Here is a 17,318-nt window from a genome sequence, read left to right on the forward strand (position 1 = left end):
ATGACACTTTCGCGCGGTTCGAAATTGCTGCTCCTGTTCGCAGCTTTCGTGATCGGGGCTCTGGCCGGCAATCCGGGTGGGTTGCTGGCCGGGGCCTCACCCCAGCAATCCGGAACCACCATGCAGGACTGCGCCGCTTGTCACGAGGACGTTGTCAACGCATTCGCCAAAAATACGCACGACGTCCTCGAGAAGAGCCCGCTCTATAAGGTCGCCAACCCCTGCGAATCCTGCCACGGCCCCGGCAAGGCTCACATTGATGGCGGCGGCGATAAATCCAAGACCATCGGTTTCAAAGGCAAGGCCTTCAAGTCGTACAACCAGCAGTGCCTGGCCTGCCATAAAAAGGATCACGAGGTCACCGGCTTCGGCGCCAGCACCCATGCCAAGCAGGGGCTGAACTGCGCCGACTGCCACAGCGCCCACAAGGCCGCTCCCCTGACTTCCATGTTGAAGGAGCGGACCAGCAATCTGTGCATGAGTTGCCACACCCAGCAGAAGACCGATTTTTCGAAGCCGTTCCATCACAGGGTGAAGGAAAACGCGATCGAGTGCACCGACTGCCATCAGCCCCACAGCGGCATCGACCGCCGGCAGCTTCGTTCCAGCTTCTCCGGCCAGGAGATCTGCTTCAAATGCCACAACGAAAAACAGGGGCCCTTTGTCTTTGAGCATCCTGGCATCAGGATGCGCGGCTGCCAGGGTTGCCACGAGCCTCACGGCTCCAACAATCCCAAAATGCTGGTGCGCTCCACCATGACCGCCCTGTGCCTGGAGTGCCACGCCACGAACCCGGTGAGCACCCGAGTCTTTACGTCGCAGCCGCCGTCGTTCCACAACCTGAACAGCCCAACGTTCCAGAATTGCACCACCTGTCACGTGATGATCCACGGCTCCAATTTTGATCGCTTGTTTTTCAAATAGAACCGGAGGCAGGAGCTAAAGCCATGAATATCATTGTCCGTCTTCGCAAGCCCATCTGCTGCAGGTTTCCTCTCGTCGGGCTTCCAGTGCTTGCGCTGGCTCTGCTTGCCGGCACCGTCGGTCCTCTCCCCGCTCAGTCCCTCCCATCCACATCCGCGAGCGGGGCTGAAGCCGCCACGGCTCCCGATGCGGGCGCCAAAGAAGAAAAACAAGCCGCCCAGGCAGCCTCACCGGCCAAACCGGTCGCGGCCGAAACTCTCAAAATCGGCGCCTACGATGTCCACTCCGAAGTGGAGTTCGGCTACCGCTGGTCCTCCGGCATCGGCGGCAACGATCAGATGTTCCGCAGCCAGGTCAACCTCTTCGAGGGCGCTCGGCTGCTGGGTTCCTATGTGACACTCCGCTCGACCCCAGGCACCGGTCTCTTCGACCGCATGGACCTGTCACTCAATAACTGGGGAGATCCCTACAACACCGTGCGCTTCAACCTCGGCCGCATGGATCTATACGATTTCCGAGCCAGTTACCGCAACCTCAACTATTACAACTTCATCTCCAGCATCGACAATCCCTTGCTCGCCCAAGGCAATCCTTTCGCCCAGCACAACCTCAACGCCAACTACCGCATGTCGAACTTCGACCTCCGGCTCTTCCCCAACCACAAAATCGTCCCCTTCGTCGGCTATTCCCACAACAGCGCCGCCGGCCCCGGGTTCACAACCGTCGATTCGACAGGGAACGAATTCCTCCTCCAGACCCAATGGAAGTACGCAGCAGATGAAGTCCGCGGCGGCGTTCAGTTCAACCTCCCCCTGCTCAACCTCACCGTCGAGCAGGGTTTCCGCTATCTGAGAAACGACACAGGCATGACCGATGCCGGCCAACCCCAGGGCAACGAGGGCAGCCCCACCTTCCTCGGCAACGTCATCACCCTCAATTCCCTCGATCGCGGCTACCACGGCCGGACCAAGCTTCCCACCACCAAGGTCCTCGCCAAGTTCACCCCTTTCCAGAATCTGCGCATGATCGGCCGCTACATGTACACCATGGGCGATCTGGACTCCAGCCTGGGCGAAATCAGAACCGGCGGTTTCGTCGACCTCGGCAGTTTCCTGGCCTATAGCGCCGCGGCCGATGGTTTCAGCGGCCGTGCCAAGAGCCCCAATCACAACGGCTCTTTCCTGATCGAGTACTCACCCATCTCGCGCATCACGCTGACAGACAACGTCGATACTCTTGACTATCACATCTCCGGCGCGGCAGCTCTTTCCACCCTCTTCCTCAACGCCTCCTCGCTTTTCGGGCCCAGCCCGAAAACTAATGTCACGGTCAGCGACCTTCTCAACACCAACTTCGCCTACAACGAGGTGCGCAATCAAGCGGAGGCGGAAATCGATCTCGGATACGGCTTCGCCGCCCGCGTTGGCCATCGCTACACCTTCGTAGATGTAACCAACAATGATTCCGAGGATACCGCGACCTCCAGCTCTTCGCGCAATACTGGGATCCTGGGGCTGGTTTATCGACCCGGCGGATGGTTGCGTTTCGGGGCCGATTATGAAAACACCCAGACCAATCGCGCCCTGACCCGCACGGACCTGTTCAACTACGATCAGATCAATCTCGACTGGCGCGTAGGCACCTGGAAAGGCTTCAGCTTCAACGGCAGGATCGGCCTCCGGCACAACAAAAATAATGCACCCGACATCGGACTCAAGTCACACGACCAGAACTACATCGTGGGCCTGAACTATGAGCCCAATGAGCGGTACAGCATCAATGTCGATTACTCACGCACCGATCTGTTCTCCGATCTCCTGATCGTGTTGCCGCAAAACCTGCAGACCACGAACTCGATTTTTGACGAGCGCGTTTCCGGAATTGGCGGCCGAATGGGAATCAGCATCTACAAGGGTTCAAAGGTGGAGTTGGGTTATCGCGGCGTCATCAACCGGGGCAGCTTTCCGCTCGACTTCCATCAGCCATTTGTTTCCCTCTGGGTGCCACTGGGTCACAACCTGGCGTTCAAGCCCAGCTGGCAGTATTTCGGATACAACCAGCAACTGTTCGGTTTGGAGAACTACCAGACCCACCTGGTCACATTCTCTCTGGTTTACTCCCGCTAGGCCTGGCTGCCGCTTGCAGTAGATCGGCTCAGCCGGCGCAACGAAACTCCTCCCCTTCTCCTTGCGGAGAAGGGGAGTTCTACACCTGCCACATAGTCAACCCAATTAATCGTTAACCTGTTCAACAACACATCGACGGATTTTACGAAAGCCGCGGAGGAATAACATTCGGTAAGACCCGTGAAATTCTTGCCGATTGTTTTTTTGTGAGGACGGGGGTTGATCTGTTCTCAAGCGGAGTATAATTTATGAGTTTTCTATGCCCCAAAAATATCAGCGCCCTTTCCCCGGGAAGAGAAAGGGCGCCGCTCGGGTGTAGGTGGGTATTAAGGGTGGAAAGGAGGTTTGTATGTCGGAACGATTCTCCTTCTTAGGGTTGTAATTTGCTCTATCCAAAGGTATTAATACGCAACCAGTGTGCCAGCGCCCAGAGCTCGCTGTTGGCAACATTTATCCCACTTGTTTACAATGGCTTAATATGAAACGATTACAGTTATGGTATTGAATATTTCATCACTTCCATGGGTGACAAAACCCATCTAAAATGGGATTTCACCCATTTTCCATAGGCCCACTGTCTGGGAGTGAAAGGATCGAAGCTAAATCCATGAAAAAGGTTGCTGCTGGCAAGCCCGGGTGGTGTCTGTGGTCGATCAGCGGGAGGGAATGCGAACTCGAACAGGCTTCCCTTGACGCCATTTTCACCACGGACCCGAAAGGGCAGGTTATGTCATGCAGTGCGGCAGCGAGCGATTTGCTGGGCCTGCTTCCGGGCGAAGCGGTCGGCCGGCACGTCAGCTCAATTTACGCGGACGGAATTGCGGAGGCACGCCGCGTAATGCAGCGGCTCAGGAAGGAAGGACGCTTCCGCGGCTACCTGACCAGCCTGCTGTCGTCGGCGGGGCGCAGAATTCCGATCGTGCTGTCGGCCTCCGCCATCACAAACCACGCCGGCGAGATCGTCGGCACACTGGGCGTGGCCCACAACCTGAGTGAACTCCGGCGGCTCGAGGACGAGCTCACCACCAAGAACCGTTTCATGGCCAACATCCTCCAGGACTCGGCGGATGCCATTATGACGATGGACCCGGAAGACAACATCACTTCCTGGAACCGGGGTGCGGAGGCGATCTTCGGTTACAGCGCCGCCGAGATGGTGGGCAGATCCGTGAGCATCATCGTTCCTCCCGACCTGCGCGAAGCGCGGGAATTGGATCACCTCAGGGAAAAGTTCCGGGCGCTGGGCGTGGTCCGCAATCATCAGACAGAGCGCATCACCAAAGACGGACGGCGCATCCAGGTAATCTTCACGCGCACCGCAATCCGTGATGAAATTGGGAACATTGTGGGCAGCTCTTCCGTGCTCAAGGATGTCACCACGGACCGTAACATGGAGCGCCAGCTCGCTGATGCCGAACACCTGGCGACGCTCGGCGAGCTGTCCGCCGGGCTCGCTCATGAGATCAAGAATCCCCTCGCAGGGATCAAGGGAGCCATAGAGGTCATCCGGGAATCAATCCCGACAAGCGACGTTCACCGGGAAATTCTCGGCGACGTGCTGCATGAGGTTAATCGCATCGACAAGATCGTGCGCGATCTGTTGAACTATGCCAAGCCGAAACCCCCGGCGCACTCCGACATTGATCTCGCCGAAATGGCGCAGCGCATCGTGGCGATGGTTGAGAAATCCTCCAAAAACGACGCGCTCTTCATTCGGCTGCACAAGCTGACCCGCATTCCCGGGTTCACCGGCGACGAGACCCAGCTCGAACAGGTGTTGCTGAACCTGTTGCTGAACGCGCAGAAAGCGATGCCTGGTGGAGGGCCCATCGATGTCAGGCTCTCGCACGATCCAGTCGAGGGGGTGGTGTGCTTCGAGGTTGAAGACCACGGGTCGGGAATTTCGGAAGAGGTGCGCAAGAAGTTGTTCCAGCCCTTTTTCACGACTCGAACCGACGGGACCGGATTGGGGCTGGCAACCTGCATGAAAAACGTGCAATATCATGGTGGTTCCATCGAGGTACATAGTGAAGCAGGGCGCGGAGCGAGATTCGTGGTGACGCTGCCTCTGGTTTCTCACCTCTAGCAAATATGCCCAAGGAAACCATTCTTGTCGTTGATGATGAGCGCCTGGTACGCTGGTCGCTCCAGCAGAAGCTGGAACAGTGGGGCTATCATGTAAGCCTGGCCGAGGACGGCGCCACAGCGCTCGGGCGCGTGCAACTGGACAACCCGGACCTGATCACGCTCGACGTGAAGCTTCCGGATATGACCGGCATCGAAGTCCTTTCGGAGCTGAGGAAACGCAATGTCCAGGTCCCGGTCATCCTGATCACTGCATTCGGCGTGGTCGACGATGCCGTTCGCAGCCTCAAGCTCGGCGCCTACGACTTTATCGAAAAACCCATCAACTTCGAGAAACTCGAGAACTCGCTCCGCAACGCGTTCGAGACGCGCCGGCTGCGCACCGAGGTCGCGCACACCCATGAAATTCAGCGCAGCGAGTTCAGTGTAGAGCACATCATCGGCGCGTCCCCTCACATGCGGGAAGTTGTGGAACTGATCAAGAAGCTCGCCGCCAGCGAAGCCTCCACGATCCTCATCCAGGGGGAGAGCGGCACAGGCAAGGACCTCGTGGCCCACGCCATCCATTATGAATCCGCGCGCCGGGACCGACCGTTCTACGCCATCAATTGCGCTGCCATTCCCGAGAACCTGATGGAGTCCGAGCTGTTCGGCCATGAGAAGGGAGCCTTTACCGACGCCCGCACACAGAAGAGGGGCATGTTTGAGATGGCCGACGGCGGCTCCCTCTTCCTGGACGAAATCAGTGAAATGACCCTTGGCATGCAGGCCAAACTGCTGCGCGTTCTGGAAGGCCAGTCATTCCGAAGGGTTGGAGGAGTAAAGAACATCACCGTCGATGTCCGGGTGGTCGTCGCTTCAAACCGGAACCTGGAGGAAGGCGTGCGCAATTCCCGGTTCCGCCAGGACCTTTACTTCCGCCTGGCGATCATCCCCGTTACCCTGCTGCCGCTGAGAGTTCACAAAGAGGACATCCCGCCCCTTCTGGACCACTTCATCCGCGAATACAACCAGAAATTCCACAAAAACATCCAGGGCCTCACGAAAGAGGCCGAGGATCTGCTGATGAATTACGACTGGCCGGGAAATGTCCGGGAACTCCGCAACGCCATCGAGAGGGTGATGATTCTGGCCGAGGGCAACCGCGTAGCGGCCAAATATCTCCCCATCCGCATCTCCGAAGGCGGCATCCTCCCCGTGCCCATGAGCGAGGGATCGGAGGACGGAAGCATCCGCCTGCCCCCCGGGGGAACCTCGCTGTATGATGTGGAACGAGAGTTGATACGGCAGGCCCTGGAGCAGTCTCGCGGCAACAAGACGACGGCGGCAAAGCTGCTGCGCATCACCCGCGACACCCTGCGCTACAAGGTCAAGAAGTACCGCCTCGAATAGATCGCGGCAGAGCCGCAAAAGACACGGCTTGACATAGCCGAGCCCGAAAAAAATCACAACACAGTCTCTCAGGCGCCGGGGCGCATCCTATGACGCATGAAAAGCTCATGTTGTCCGGTTGGTGAACGTCGGGATCGCAATCGCTATCGCGGTCGCTATCGGCTTTTGCCAGCTAAGAGTTGCGATGGCGACAGCGGTTACGATACCGATTCCGATTTGTCTATTTTCGGAACAGAGACTGCCGAGAGCGCAGAGAGAGATGGGAGACTCCCGTCGTTTTGAAGGAACGCGCGTACATCTATGGCGACTTCATTTCTGCGGTCGAGGAGTTCTGGTGAAGTTCGTGGTGCTACTTTTGCAGCGGCGGGGCGTGCTTCCTCATGCGGCGCAGGAAGTAGGGGCGCATCACCTGTTTCATCGTGAAAATCCAGCGCTGGTAGGCCCTGCCATCGAGCGAATCGGATGCGAGGTAGAGCGTATCCTCGGGATGAGGCAGAACACTGAGATTGACGTTGGGAGCCAGGCCGATCGGCAGGTTGGTTGAGCGACAGGCTTCGTAAACATGGCGGAAAACACCGATCATTTCTGCTGGATTGGGTGGCGCCTCACTTTCCATCTCAGTTCCCTGCAGAGGCCTGAAAATGGAAACCAGGGGCAGAGCGCCCACGCCCGTCAGATAGTCGATGGCACGCAGAGTATCCTCGATAGGCTCAATGCCGGCGATGATTTCCCCCGACACTCTTCCCTTCCCCATAATGCGCACGCTGTATTCGATCGCCTGAAGGAAGTGCTCGCGGCCAAGCGCCGCGGATTTGCCGGGTGCCAGGCGCTCGAGGTAGTCCTTGTTAAAAAACTCCATGCAAAAGCTGAAGTGATCGACACCGAGGGACCGGGCCTGATCGTAGAGCCTCAGGTCCGCTTCGGGGGGAAACTGCACCACTACCAGGATTCCAGCTTCCTGTTTCAGAGCCTTCAAGTAGGGAAAGATCCTGGCCAGACCGCCGGCGCCCTGGTATCCCCCGCGCAGAAGTGCAAAGGTGATGCCGGACCTCTGGTGCGCCATGGCGGCAGTTTCGACGACGTCCTCAACCGTCTTGTCTTCGATACCCCCAGAATCCTGCTCCGCTATGCGACAGAACCTGCAGTTGAGCGCTTTCCCCCGGTCCCAGAAGCGGCATGATTCCCCAAGGTCGATCAACAAAAAAGTGCCCTGCAACATCCCGACTTGCGCCATGGGAATGCCGCGCGTGGTGCGGAGGTCGTACCAATCAGGCTTGGGAGCGAGTTTAACGCTGTAAGTCAGATCGTGCCTCTCATCACGCAGGTGATAACCGTCGCTTGCACGCAGAAGACGATAGGGGCTTTCCTTAACAAACTTCTCATTTATGGGAGCGTTGACCCACAACTCCCTCATTTCTCCGGGAAGAATCAGTTCCACCCCGCTCGCAAGATCTGCGGGCCGGCTGCAGACCGGCCGTCCTTCCTCAACTATGCGGCAAGTCGCGTCAATGTGGACGCCACGACAGAGCAGATCGATCTTAAGCTCAGCCGGATTGAGACGCTTGCCGTTCATCGGAAGAATGGCGGCGTTTTCCGTCACGGATAAGGACATGAAACACCTTCAATTAGACAACACCCTACAGTAACTCCCCTAGACGGCATGGTCAACATTCACTCCCGCATTGGGAGGTCAGTATACGATTTGCATCGCAGGCTGCCCGGTGGCAGGACTCAACCCCAGACTGCTTGTACTTCGCTTTTACGAATTGGTTCCACCATTTGTTTCTACTTTTAATAAAGATCTCTAATATAACCGCATCATTAAGGAGGAGTTGATATTCCTTCCTGAACGGCGAGGATGGGACGGTCAGCAGCGCGGCGGGATTTGTGACAATTTCTGATACGATTTTATTTTGCGGATCGCAGATATACGCCCGATTTAACGTTGCGCCGGACATGCCAGACTTCGCTCAGCACTTCAAGGTAGGAACCCAAGCGTACTTTGCTTCCCGGTGCGTTGACCCACACGATCGGGACCTCGCGTGTCCGGTAGCCGAGCTGCCGCGCAATCGCGAGGAGTTCGAAATCATACCCCCAACGGTCGATGGTCTGTCGGGAGAAGACCGCTTCGGCGGAGCGGCGCGTGAACATCTTGAATCCCGCCTGCGTGTCCTCGATCCCGGGAGCCACGAGCAGGCGAATGACCAGGTTGCCCAAACGGCCGGCGAGTTCTTTATACCGGGCCTGATGCACTTCGACGCGGGCGCCCCGTTTCTTGCGCGAACCGATGACCAGATCGTACCCCTGATCGAACCAGGGCCAGAGGCCGGCTATCTGGTCGATAGTCGTGGAGTTATCTGCATCCATGAAAATGCGGAATTTCCCGCGGGCTTCCAGCATGCCGCGCCGCACGGCCGCGCCTTTGCCGTGATTGGCGCCATCGGGGTGCCGGATCAGGCGCAGCGCCTTCACGGCAGTGCATGCGCACGCCGATTGTGCGGTCCCGTCCGTCGAGCCGTCATCGACCACGATGACTTCCGACTCATAGGGCTGCGCGGCGAGGAAAGCGCCCACGTCACGCAGCGTCCCGGGTAGCCGCAACTCTTCGTTGTAGGCTGGAATGATCACCGAAAGGCGGAAGCTCTCTGGCATGGAGATCAATCCCGGGACTCCAGGTACGGAATGGTCATGGGTCCCTCGGGAATCACGGCCACCGGCGCGCCTGTGCCGATGCGCCGCTGCTCCGCCTGCAGGTACGCCTCGATATCCGCTACCGGCTCCAGGTGGGCGCGCTGCACGTCGTCCGGCGCAATAGTGCTGTAGAGACCGACACGGGCTCTCATGAGGATCTGCGCCAGCATCTGGGCTTCCCACTGATCATAAAGCGAGAAACCCGGCGCCAGAATCGTGCGCAAAATCGCGGCCGGCGAATCGTGTTCGCACATCAGCTTGCGAAAATTGCCGTGCGCGGGAAACCCATCCCGGCATTCGGCTGCCGTCAGAATGAGGCCGCCCTGGCTCACAATCTGTGCCGCCGCCGACATCCCTTTCACCGATTGATAGAGATTCTGATCCAGCGGGTAGCCGCTGTTGCTGGTCACCACGATGGGGTAAGATCGCTCGCACGCCACCATGGCGGTCGCCCTGGCAAATTCGCACCCGCGGCGATGCGCGGCCGGCACGGCACCGCAGAAAAAGCCCGTGATGCAGCGATTGCGGTTTTGAGTCACATTGATGCAAAAATCCACCGGCAGAAGCGAGCCGTTGGCCCTGACCTGCTCCTGGGTAGGGTTCCCCTCGAGCTGCCCCCAGGTGCTGCACGGGTCGCCGATCACGGAAGCCCGGTGATAGTGCATGATGGAGTCGATGTCGGCCAGCGCCGGAAAGATCCCCTTGTAACCGCCGGAAAACCCGGCCATGAAATGAGGCTCGATGAATCCCAGCACGATCCGGCGGTCGGCCTCCACATACTCCCGGTTCAACAGGACGGTGCGCCCGTCGGGCGTCTTTCCGGCCGGCACCACCGTTGCCGGATCGTGCGCCGTGTGGTTGACGACGCGGACCCTTGCCAGGAGGCCGTTACCGACCATGGAGGCGAGCTCCGCGTTCGTGTTGGCGCGATGAGACCCGGTGCCGTTGATGATGGTAATTCTCCGGTCGGGGATGTGGGACAATTCCTTGAGAGTCCAGCGCAGCAACCGGTCGGTCGCGAGCGGCCGCGTGATGTCGGGGATGACCAGCGCCAACCGCTCTGCCGGGCTGACCAGATCCCGCATCGGGCGCGACTCAATCGGATCGCGGACTGCGGCGATGAAGCCCTGCTCCTCGTCCTGCAGCCCTTCCACAAACTTCGGTTCCAGCACCGTGACGTCCCCCGCGGGGACGTCCACCTCGATCCAGCCCGCACCATATTGGAGTTTCACTGTCATGTCACACTCAAAAAAGTGGTGAGTCAGGAGTGACGAGTGACCAGCGATGAGGGCCTCAACGGCAACTACGCGGTGTCCTCACCCCTCATCATTCGCGACTCATCACCAAGAAAGCGACCACGCCTGGAAGCCGTAGCTTTGGCTTGCCCCGCAAAGCGGGGCGGGCCACATATCAGAAGGCCCCGTTGGGGACGTTCAGATTGTAATTCATCGCATCCCCAGCCAATCGTCTTCTCACCAGTTGCACGTACCTTCACCCAGCCCCGCAGAGGCGACCGCAGCATCTTCACCCAGCCTCGCAGAGGCGACCCCAGCATCTTCACCCAGCCTCGCAGAGGCGACCCCAGCATCTTCACCCAGCCCCGCAGAGGCGACCGCAGCATCTTCACCCAGCCTCGCAGACGCGACCCCAGCATCTTCACCCAGCCCCGCAGAGGCGACCCCAGCACCTTCACCGAGCCTCGCAGAGGCGACCCCAGCATCTTCACCCAGCCTCGCAGAGGCGACCGCAGCATCTTCACCCAGCCCCGCAGAGGCGACCCCAGCATCTTCACCCAGCCTCGCAGAGGCGACCCCAGCACCTTCACCCAGCCCCGCAGAGGCGACCGCAGCATCTTCACCCAGCCTCGCAGAGGCGACCGCAGCCAACAGCCCAGGGCGCAAGCCCTGGGTCCAGGCGATCGCAAAAAGGAGCCCTGTAGGGGCGATGCAGCCCTGTAGGGGCGATGCAGCTCACCCGCTTATTCTATGTCGCCCTGTCAGGGCTCATCCTTTGGACTCTGGTCCAATCCCAGGCCTTGCGGCCTGGGCTGTAAACTGCAGCCGCCCCTGCGGGGCCAGCAGTAACCCACGGCTCGCCGGAACTGCTGAGCCTGCCAGCGTCGCACGGCCAGTGGCCGTGGGTTCAGCACGCACTAAGCGAGGGTTATTTCTTTGCAGAGATACACGTCCTGGATGGCGTTCAGAATCGCAACGCCGTCTTTCATGGGACGCTGGAAGGCCTTCCGACCGGAAATCAAGCCCATGCCGCCCGCGCGCTTGTTGGTAACTGCGGTCGTGACCGCCTCGGCAAGGTCGCTGGCACCCGAGCTGGCGCCGCCGGAATTGATCAGTCCTGCCCGGCCCATGTAGCAATTGATCACCTGGTAACGTGTCATGTCGATCGGGTGATCCGTGGCCAGCTCCGTGTAGACCTTTTTGCTCGTCTTGCCGAACTTCAGGGCTTCAAAGCCGCCGTTGTTCTCCGGCGATTTCTGCTTGATGATGTCCGCTTCGATGGTGACACCGAGGTGGTTGGCCTGGCCCGTCAGGTCCGCCGCCACATGGTAGTCCGGGCCGCCTTCCTTCTTTTTGTCGAACGCCGGGTTGCGCATGTAGCACCAAAGGACGGTCGCCATGCCCAACTGGTGCGCCTCATGGAACGCCTGGCTTACTTCCTGAATCTGGCGCTTCGACTCCGCGGAGCCGAAATAAATGGTGGCGCCCACCGCGACGGCGCCCATCCCGAAGGCCTGCCGCACACTCGCGAACATGATCTGGTCGTAGGAATTTGGATATGAGAGGAACTCGTTGTGGTTGATCTTGACGATGAAGGGAATCTTGTGCGCGTACTTGCGGCATATCGATCCGAGTACTCCCAGCGTGGAGGCCACGGCATTGCACCCCCCTTCGATCGCCAGCTTCACGATGTTCTCACCGTCAAAGTAGATCGGATTGGGAGCAAACGACGCGCCTCCGGAATGCTCAATGCCTTGATCCACAGGCAGAATGGAGAGATATCCCGTATCCCGAAGCCTGCCATGGTCCAGCATTGTCTGCAGACTGCGCAGCACGGGGGCAGGCCGGTCGCTGCAGAGCCAGATGCGGTCGATGAAATCCGGCCCGGGGAGATGCAGCTGCTCCTTCGGTACGGTCCTGCATTTGTGATCCAGGTAATAACGAGCCTTGTCACCGAGCAACTCTTCGATTTTGGAAATTGACGCACCTTCACTTGCCCGCATAGTCCCTCCTCAAATCAGTACTGAGTACTGAATGCCGAGTACCGAGTACCAAGTGAGGAGCGCCTGAACCCGCACGCTGGATATCTGCCGGTGCCGAGCACTCAGTACTCAGTAATATCTGAGTTACCGTAGCACTATTTCGGAACGGATTATAACTCGTTTTCCTCCCTGACCCGCTCGACTCGAAGGAAATCTCCGCATCGTTTTTGCGGGATGACTCTCAGGGCGATCGGCGATGACGCGCAGGTGATTGAATTTCGTTGAATTGAATTCAGGCCTCAGTTCCCGGGGGAATGTGACCGCATCCGCCTCACCGTCGCTTGTGAACCCTTCCGTCGGGTGTTTCTGGAAATAGGCGATCCAACGTTGAAGCTCTGTGCCCGTGACCTGGATGCGGGGCAGGCGGGTGAGATCGCGCTTGACACTGAATGGAGAAGGCGCCGGACCGCCCGAGACCAGAAGTACCGCGTCGAGGCGGTAGGAGGTGCCCCGGTAGGAGCCCGCGATCGCCAGATTGGGATCCCTGGGATAGTTACCGAGAGGGAGGGCCAGCGCGCGCATGTTGTAGCCGGGCACCATCTTTTGAATGGCTTGCGCGGCACGGGCGATCTGCTCCTGAACTACCGTGGCATCGTATTTGGCAAGGTCGGCGTGCCAGAGAGTGTGGTTGCCGATCTCGAATCCCAGCGCCGCCAGCTCCCTGAGTTTCTGGGCTTCAAATTCGGGCTGGCCAAAGAGCTTGTGCGGCTCCTGCGCACCCGGCAGGACAAAGAAGATCGCCTTCAGGGCAAAGTCGGGATGCAGCTTGCGGAAGTCCATCAGCATTCCGACCGCACAGTCCGGGTCAATCTCAGGCTTGCCGTTCCTGATCAGGTAGCGGAACTGCCCCTCCGACGAGTCATCGAAAGTCAGGATGACGGGCCTCCTTCCCCGTGCAGTGGCGATCTTACCATCGATATACTCCGCCATCCCGATCGGGCGATACCCGGACTCGTAAAGCCGTTCCAGATCCTGTTTGAAGTTGGAGATCGACCGTCCCCAGCGCGTCTCCTCGGGCTGAATCAGGTGATACTCCAGGATCATGATCTTCCCCAACTCGTTGGGCCCGACCGCCTGCAGATCGGGAGAAGCCGCGCGTTTGGCAGGATCCTGGGAATTCGAATGGCCGCAAAGCAAAGCGGCACAGCAAAGCAACATCATCGGGCGATATCGATTGAACATCTCCGCTCCTGAAATCTCCAGCTAAACATATCGCACTCTCTGCCTGCAAGCCATCGATTAGCGCCGGTGGCTCTTGGCAGCTCAGTGTCTTTGAGTCCGGGTGGCCGGCCGGCGACGGATGACCCAGACTCAAAAAATCTGTTGACATATCATTCGTTTGTATTAATCATACGTTTGTATGATTGATACCAAGACACGCATTCTCGATGCGGCCGAGCGCCTCCTGTCGGAGCGGGGCTTTGCGGCCACTTCGCTGCGGGGCATTACCGCTGCGGCGGGTGTCAACCTCGGGGCCGTCAATTATCATTTTCGCTCCAAGGAAGCCCTGATCCACTCCGTTTTTGCGCGCCGGCTGGAGCCGCTTAACCGGAAGCGTCTAGCCGCGCTGGATGCCTGCGAGGCCGAGGCCTCGGGCCAACCCGTGCCGCTCGAGAAGCTGCTGCGAGCTTTCCTGGACCCGATGCTGCGGCCGGATCGGGACGGGAAAATGTTCATGCAGCTTCTGGGCAGGATGTACTCCGAACCCGCGCTCGACATCCAGCGGATCTTCACCGCGGAGCTCCGCCCAGTGGTGCAGCGATTCACCCGTGCTTTTCGGCGCACGCTTCCGGAACTGGATGCGGAAGACCTCTTCTGGCGTTTGTTCTTCACGATCGGAGCGATGGCGCATACGCTCGCGGCCGGCTCGCTCCTGAAGTTTCTTTCGGGGGGAATCTGCGATCCCTCCGACATGGAGGATGCAGAGAGAAGACTGGTCCGTTTCACCGGCGCGGGCCTGGGCGTTCCGCCCGAGAGGCACGGGAAGGGGAGAACAAAGGGGATGCGCCTGAAAAAGGGGACGTGCCGCATTCCCCCGCCTCAGGCGGCCCAATGACAGCCGGATTTCACGCTGGGGGAAACAGCATGTCCCCCTTTTTACGCCTTTGACTGACGGTGCCGACTATGCCCGATCGAACTGTTTGGTACTTGTTTCTGGCCCTGCTGCTCCTGCCCGCCGGGGCACGCGCGCAGAACACCACAGCCGCCCCCCGCGCGGCGTTGCAGGCGGATGCAAGTGCGTCCGTCATGCGGCTGGCGCTCCGGGATGCGGTTGCCATCGCCCTGGCACCCGAGGGGAACGCGCGCGTCCAACTTGCGGAAGAGCTGTTCAGCCAGGCGCGCGCACACGCCAATGAATCGAGGGCGGCGCTGCTGCCCAACCTGTCGGCTGCGGTCGGGCAACAGAGCCTGACCCGCAATCTGGAGGCGTTGGGTATCCGATTCAACCTCCCCATCCCGGGATTCGCCTTTCCGACATTGGTCGGGCCGTTTGGCGTCTTCGATGCCCGAGCCACCGCCACCCTGTCGGTCCTGAACCTGGGTTTGATACGGCGCTATCAGGCGTCAAAGTCCGGGGTCCGCCAGGCAGAGGCCGAAACGGACAGCGCCCACGACGACGTGCGCGCGCGGGTCGCGCGCGCCTATCTGGCGGCCCTGCGCGCCCGGGCTGTGCTGGAAGCGACGCAGGCCGACGTCACCCTGGGCGAGGCCGTGCTCAAGCTCGCCAACGACCAGAAGGCGGCCGGCACAGGTACGGGGATCGAGATCACGCGGGCCGGGGTGCGGCTGGCCGACATAAAACAACGCCTGCTGGCGGCTAAGAACGAACTGGCCGCTTCGCACCTGCAGCTGCTTCGTGCGCTGAACCTCCACCTGGACGTCCAGCTCGAATTGACCGATACGCTCGCTTTCATCCCGCAACAGCCTCTCACGGTACCGCAGGCGGTGCACGTAGCGCTCGAATCACGGGCCGATTGGCAAGCGGAGCAGAGAAAGCTGGAGACCGCGCGGCTGCTGCAGAGTGCAGCCCGGGTCGATCGCCTGCCCTCCGTGAGCCTGTTCGCCGACTATGGCTCGATTGGATCCAGCATCCATAACGCCATTCCCACACGCACGTACGGATTCTCGGTCCAGGTGCCGGTTTTCGACGGGGGCCGTGTCGACGCCCGACGGGCCCAGAGCTCCTCCCAGTACCGCCAGGAGCTCATCCAAAGCCAGGATCTGCGCGCGCAGATCGAGCTCGAAGTCCGTCTCGCGCTCGACAGTCTGGAATCCTCTGCAGAACAGCTCAAAGTTGCGGAAGAGGGACTGGCACTGGCAGAAAATGAAGTCGCCCAGGCGGAGAGACGGTATCGCGCCGGTGCCAGCCCCGGCATCGAGGTTACCGATGCGCAGACCCGTCTGGAGCGCGCGCGTGAAAACAGGATCTCGGCGCTGTTCGGCTACAACATTGCCCGCATCAATCTGGCGGCCGCCATGGGCACCATCCGGCAGGTAATCCAATGAGGGACTCATTGCCTCAATCCCCGATTTAGCGTGGACGGGCTTGAGCCCGCCTGCTCCGGGCGGGCACCGGTCCGAGATCAGGGGGAAATATCAGGAGACCGACGAATATGAACTGGACGCGCACAGGAATTCTTTCCACGGCACTCCTCGTCGCCGCTGTCGTCCCCGCCTGCACCTGGTGGCAGCGCAGCGCTCCCGGGAGTCTTTTGCTCTACGGCAACGTCGAGCTGACACAGGTGGACATGGCCTTCAAGATCTCCGGCAAGCTCAGCAAGGTGGAGGTCGACGAGGGCGACACGGTACGCCAGGGGATGGTCCTGGCACGCCTCGACACCACCCAGTTGGAGAGCCAGAAGAAACGGGATCAGGCAGCCCTGGCGGCCGCGGAATCTCTGATCCCGCAGCTGCAGACAAGCATTGAGCGTCAGAGAGCCACTCTGGCGGCAGAGACTGATCTGCGCCGGGCCCAACTCGCCCAGGCTGAGGCGCGGCTCCGGGACCTTCAGGCGGGATCCCGCACACAGGAGATCCAGCAGGCGCGGGCGCTGGTAGAGGAGACGCAGGCGCAATACAAACAAGCCCGCCAGGATTGGGAGCGGGCTCAGGTCCTCTATAAGAATGACGACATCTCCACCGCACAATACGATCAGTACCGGTCGCGCCTCGACACCTCGGCCGCCGCCCTTAAGCAGGCGGAAGAACGACTGGCCCTGGTGGTCGAGGGGCCGCGCAAAGAAGAGGTCGAGGCGGCGCACACTCAGGTCGAGCAGGCACGCGCCAGCCTGCAGCTTGCCGAAGCTTCCCGCCTGGAAGTAAAGCGGTTGGAGCAGGAGCTGCAGACGCGGCTGTTTCAGGTGGAGCAGGCACGCGCGCAGGTCGCGGTAGTGGATGCTCAGCTCGCCGATGCCGTAGTGGCGGCTCCTGTCAGCGGCGTCGTCCTGGTGAAGTCGGCGGAAACAGGGGAGGTTCTGGCTGCAGGCACGACCTTTGTAACCATCGGAGAGATGGATCGGCCCTGGCTCCGCGCCTACATCGGCGAACAGGATCTCGGCCGCGTCAAGCTGGGGGCAAAGGTCAAAGTGACCACCGACTCGTTCCCAGGCAAGGCCTACTGGGGCCGGATCGCATTCATCTCTTCGGAAGCCGAGTTTACGCCCAAACAGATACAGACACCCGAGGAGCGGGTGAAGCTCGTCTACCGCATCAAGATCGAAGTCGCGAATCCTGATCACGAGCTGAAACTCAACATGCCCGCGGAAGCGGAGATCCTGCTGGCGGAGAGAGATTAGCAATTCAGGTCGGGACTGACTTCCACA

General features: G+C 59.9%; 13 protein-coding genes. 7 read left to right on the top strand and 6 right to left on the bottom strand.

What is annotated here, in order from left to right; genetic code table 11:
* From LAP85_12000 to LAP85_12015, 4 genes are all read left to right on the top strand, one after another.
* Nucleotides 1–924, top strand: coding sequence for a DmsE family decaheme c-type cytochrome (locus LAP85_12000; GenBank protein ID MBZ5497118.1), 924 nt, complete (start codon nt 1–3; stop codon nt 922–924).
* Between the two features lie 23 nt (nt 925–947).
* Nucleotides 948–3,050 (top strand): hypothetical protein, encoded by a 2,103-nt coding sequence (locus tag LAP85_12005; GenBank protein MBZ5497119.1) that lies wholly within the window; start codon nt 948–950, stop codon nt 3,048–3,050.
* 607 nt (nt 3,051–3,657) lie between these two features.
* On the top strand, nt 3,658–5,136 hold the full coding sequence (locus tag LAP85_12010) for a PAS domain S-box protein (GenBank protein ID MBZ5497120.1): 1,479 nt from the start codon (nt 3,658–3,660) through the stop codon (nt 5,134–5,136).
* A 5-nt stretch (nt 5,137–5,141) separates the two neighbouring features.
* Nucleotides 5,142–6,527 carry a sigma-54 dependent transcriptional regulator gene (locus LAP85_12015; GenBank protein ID MBZ5497121.1) on the top strand — a complete coding sequence of 462 codons (1,386 nt, stop codon included), beginning with the start codon at nt 5,142–5,144 and terminating at the stop codon, nt 6,525–6,527.
* 349 nt (nt 6,528–6,876) lie between these two features.
* On the opposite strand, the gene LAP85_12020 is transcribed toward LAP85_12015, so the two are convergent.
* The 6 genes from LAP85_12020 to LAP85_12045 all read right to left on the bottom strand — a co-directional run bounded on the left by LAP85_12020 (nt 6,877) and on the right by LAP85_12045 (nt 13,677).
* Nucleotides 6,877–8,139: a hypothetical protein gene (locus tag LAP85_12020; GenBank protein ID MBZ5497122.1), complete on the bottom strand. Its 1,263-nt coding sequence runs from the start codon at nt 8,137–8,139 to the stop codon at nt 6,877–6,879.
* Between the two features lie 296 nt (nt 8,140–8,435).
* Nucleotides 8,436–9,179, bottom strand: a complete 744-nt coding sequence (locus LAP85_12025; protein MBZ5497123.1) for a glycosyltransferase family 2 protein — start codon at nt 9,177–9,179, stop codon at nt 8,436–8,438.
* Between the two features lie 5 nt (nt 9,180–9,184).
* Nucleotides 9,185–10,456 (bottom strand): nickel-dependent lactate racemase, encoded by a 1,272-nt coding sequence (gene larA / locus LAP85_12030; protein ID MBZ5497124.1) that lies wholly within the window; start codon nt 10,454–10,456, stop codon nt 9,185–9,187.
* A gap of 65 nt (nt 10,457–10,521) precedes the next feature.
* Nucleotides 10,522–11,076: a hypothetical protein gene (locus tag LAP85_12035; GenBank protein MBZ5497125.1), complete on the bottom strand. Its 555-nt coding sequence runs from the start codon at nt 11,074–11,076 to the stop codon at nt 10,522–10,524.
* Between the two features lie 294 nt (nt 11,077–11,370).
* A complete protein-coding gene (locus LAP85_12040) occupies nt 11,371–12,456 on the bottom strand; it encodes a class I fructose-bisphosphate aldolase (protein MBZ5497126.1) in 1,086 nt (361 codons plus the stop codon).
* Nucleotides 12,457–12,579: 123 nt separating this feature from the next.
* Nucleotides 12,580–13,677 carry a polysaccharide deacetylase family protein gene (locus tag LAP85_12045; protein MBZ5497127.1) on the bottom strand — a complete coding sequence of 366 codons (1,098 nt, stop codon included), beginning with the start codon at nt 13,675–13,677 and terminating at the stop codon, nt 12,580–12,582.
* A 178-nt stretch (nt 13,678–13,855) separates the two neighbouring features.
* On the opposite strand from LAP85_12045, the gene LAP85_12050 reads away from it, so the two are divergent.
* From LAP85_12050 to LAP85_12060, 3 genes are all read left to right on the top strand, one after another.
* Nucleotides 13,856–14,551, top strand: a complete 696-nt coding sequence (locus LAP85_12050) for a TetR family transcriptional regulator (GenBank protein ID MBZ5497128.1) — start codon at nt 13,856–13,858, stop codon at nt 14,549–14,551.
* 68 nt (nt 14,552–14,619) lie between these two features.
* On the top strand, nt 14,620–16,002 hold the full coding sequence (locus tag LAP85_12055; GenBank protein ID MBZ5497129.1) for a TolC family protein: 1,383 nt from the start codon (nt 14,620–14,622) through the stop codon (nt 16,000–16,002).
* 107 nt (nt 16,003–16,109) lie between these two features.
* Nucleotides 16,110–17,291, top strand: a complete 1,182-nt coding sequence (locus tag LAP85_12060; protein ID MBZ5497130.1) for an efflux RND transporter periplasmic adaptor subunit — start codon at nt 16,110–16,112, stop codon at nt 17,289–17,291.
* Nucleotides 17,292–17,318: the final 27 nt, after the last annotated feature.

The organism is Terriglobia bacterium (genome assembly GCA_020072565.1).
Lineage (GTDB): Bacteria > Acidobacteriota > UBA6911 > UBA6911 > UBA6911 > JAFNAG01.

Bases quoted from the DNA above. Each gene is read 5' to 3' on its own strand.
- LAP85_12000 (MBZ5497118.1), top strand. From the start codon at position 1: ATGACACTTTCGCGCGGTTCGAAATTGCTGCTCCTGTTCGCAGCTTTC.
- LAP85_12005 (MBZ5497119.1), top strand. From the start codon at position 948: ATGAATATCATTGTCCGTCTTCGCAAGCCCATCTGCTGCAGGTTTCCT.
- LAP85_12010 (MBZ5497120.1), top strand. From the start codon at position 3,658: ATGAAAAAGGTTGCTGCTGGCAAGCCCGGGTGGTGTCTGTGGTCGATC.
- LAP85_12015 (MBZ5497121.1), top strand. From the start codon at position 5,142: ATGCCCAAGGAAACCATTCTTGTCGTTGATGATGAGCGCCTGGTACGC.
- LAP85_12020 (MBZ5497122.1), bottom strand. From the start codon at position 8,139: ATGTCCTTATCCGTGACGGAAAACGCCGCCATTCTTCCGATGAACGGC.
- LAP85_12025 (MBZ5497123.1), bottom strand. From the start codon at position 9,179: ATGCCAGAGAGCTTCCGCCTTTCGGTGATCATTCCAGCCTACAACGAA.
- larA (MBZ5497124.1), bottom strand. From the start codon at position 10,456: ATGACAGTGAAACTCCAATATGGTGCGGGCTGGATCGAGGTGGACGTC.
- LAP85_12040 (MBZ5497126.1), bottom strand. From the start codon at position 12,456: ATGCGGGCAAGTGAAGGTGCGTCAATTTCCAAAATCGAAGAGTTGCTC.
- LAP85_12045 (MBZ5497127.1), bottom strand. From the start codon at position 13,677: ATGTTCAATCGATATCGCCCGATGATGTTGCTTTGCTGTGCCGCTTTG.
- LAP85_12050 (MBZ5497128.1), top strand. From the start codon at position 13,856: ATGATTGATACCAAGACACGCATTCTCGATGCGGCCGAGCGCCTCCTG.
- LAP85_12055 (MBZ5497129.1), top strand. From the start codon at position 14,620: ATGCCCGATCGAACTGTTTGGTACTTGTTTCTGGCCCTGCTGCTCCTG.
- LAP85_12060 (MBZ5497130.1), top strand. From the start codon at position 16,110: ATGAACTGGACGCGCACAGGAATTCTTTCCACGGCACTCCTCGTCGCC.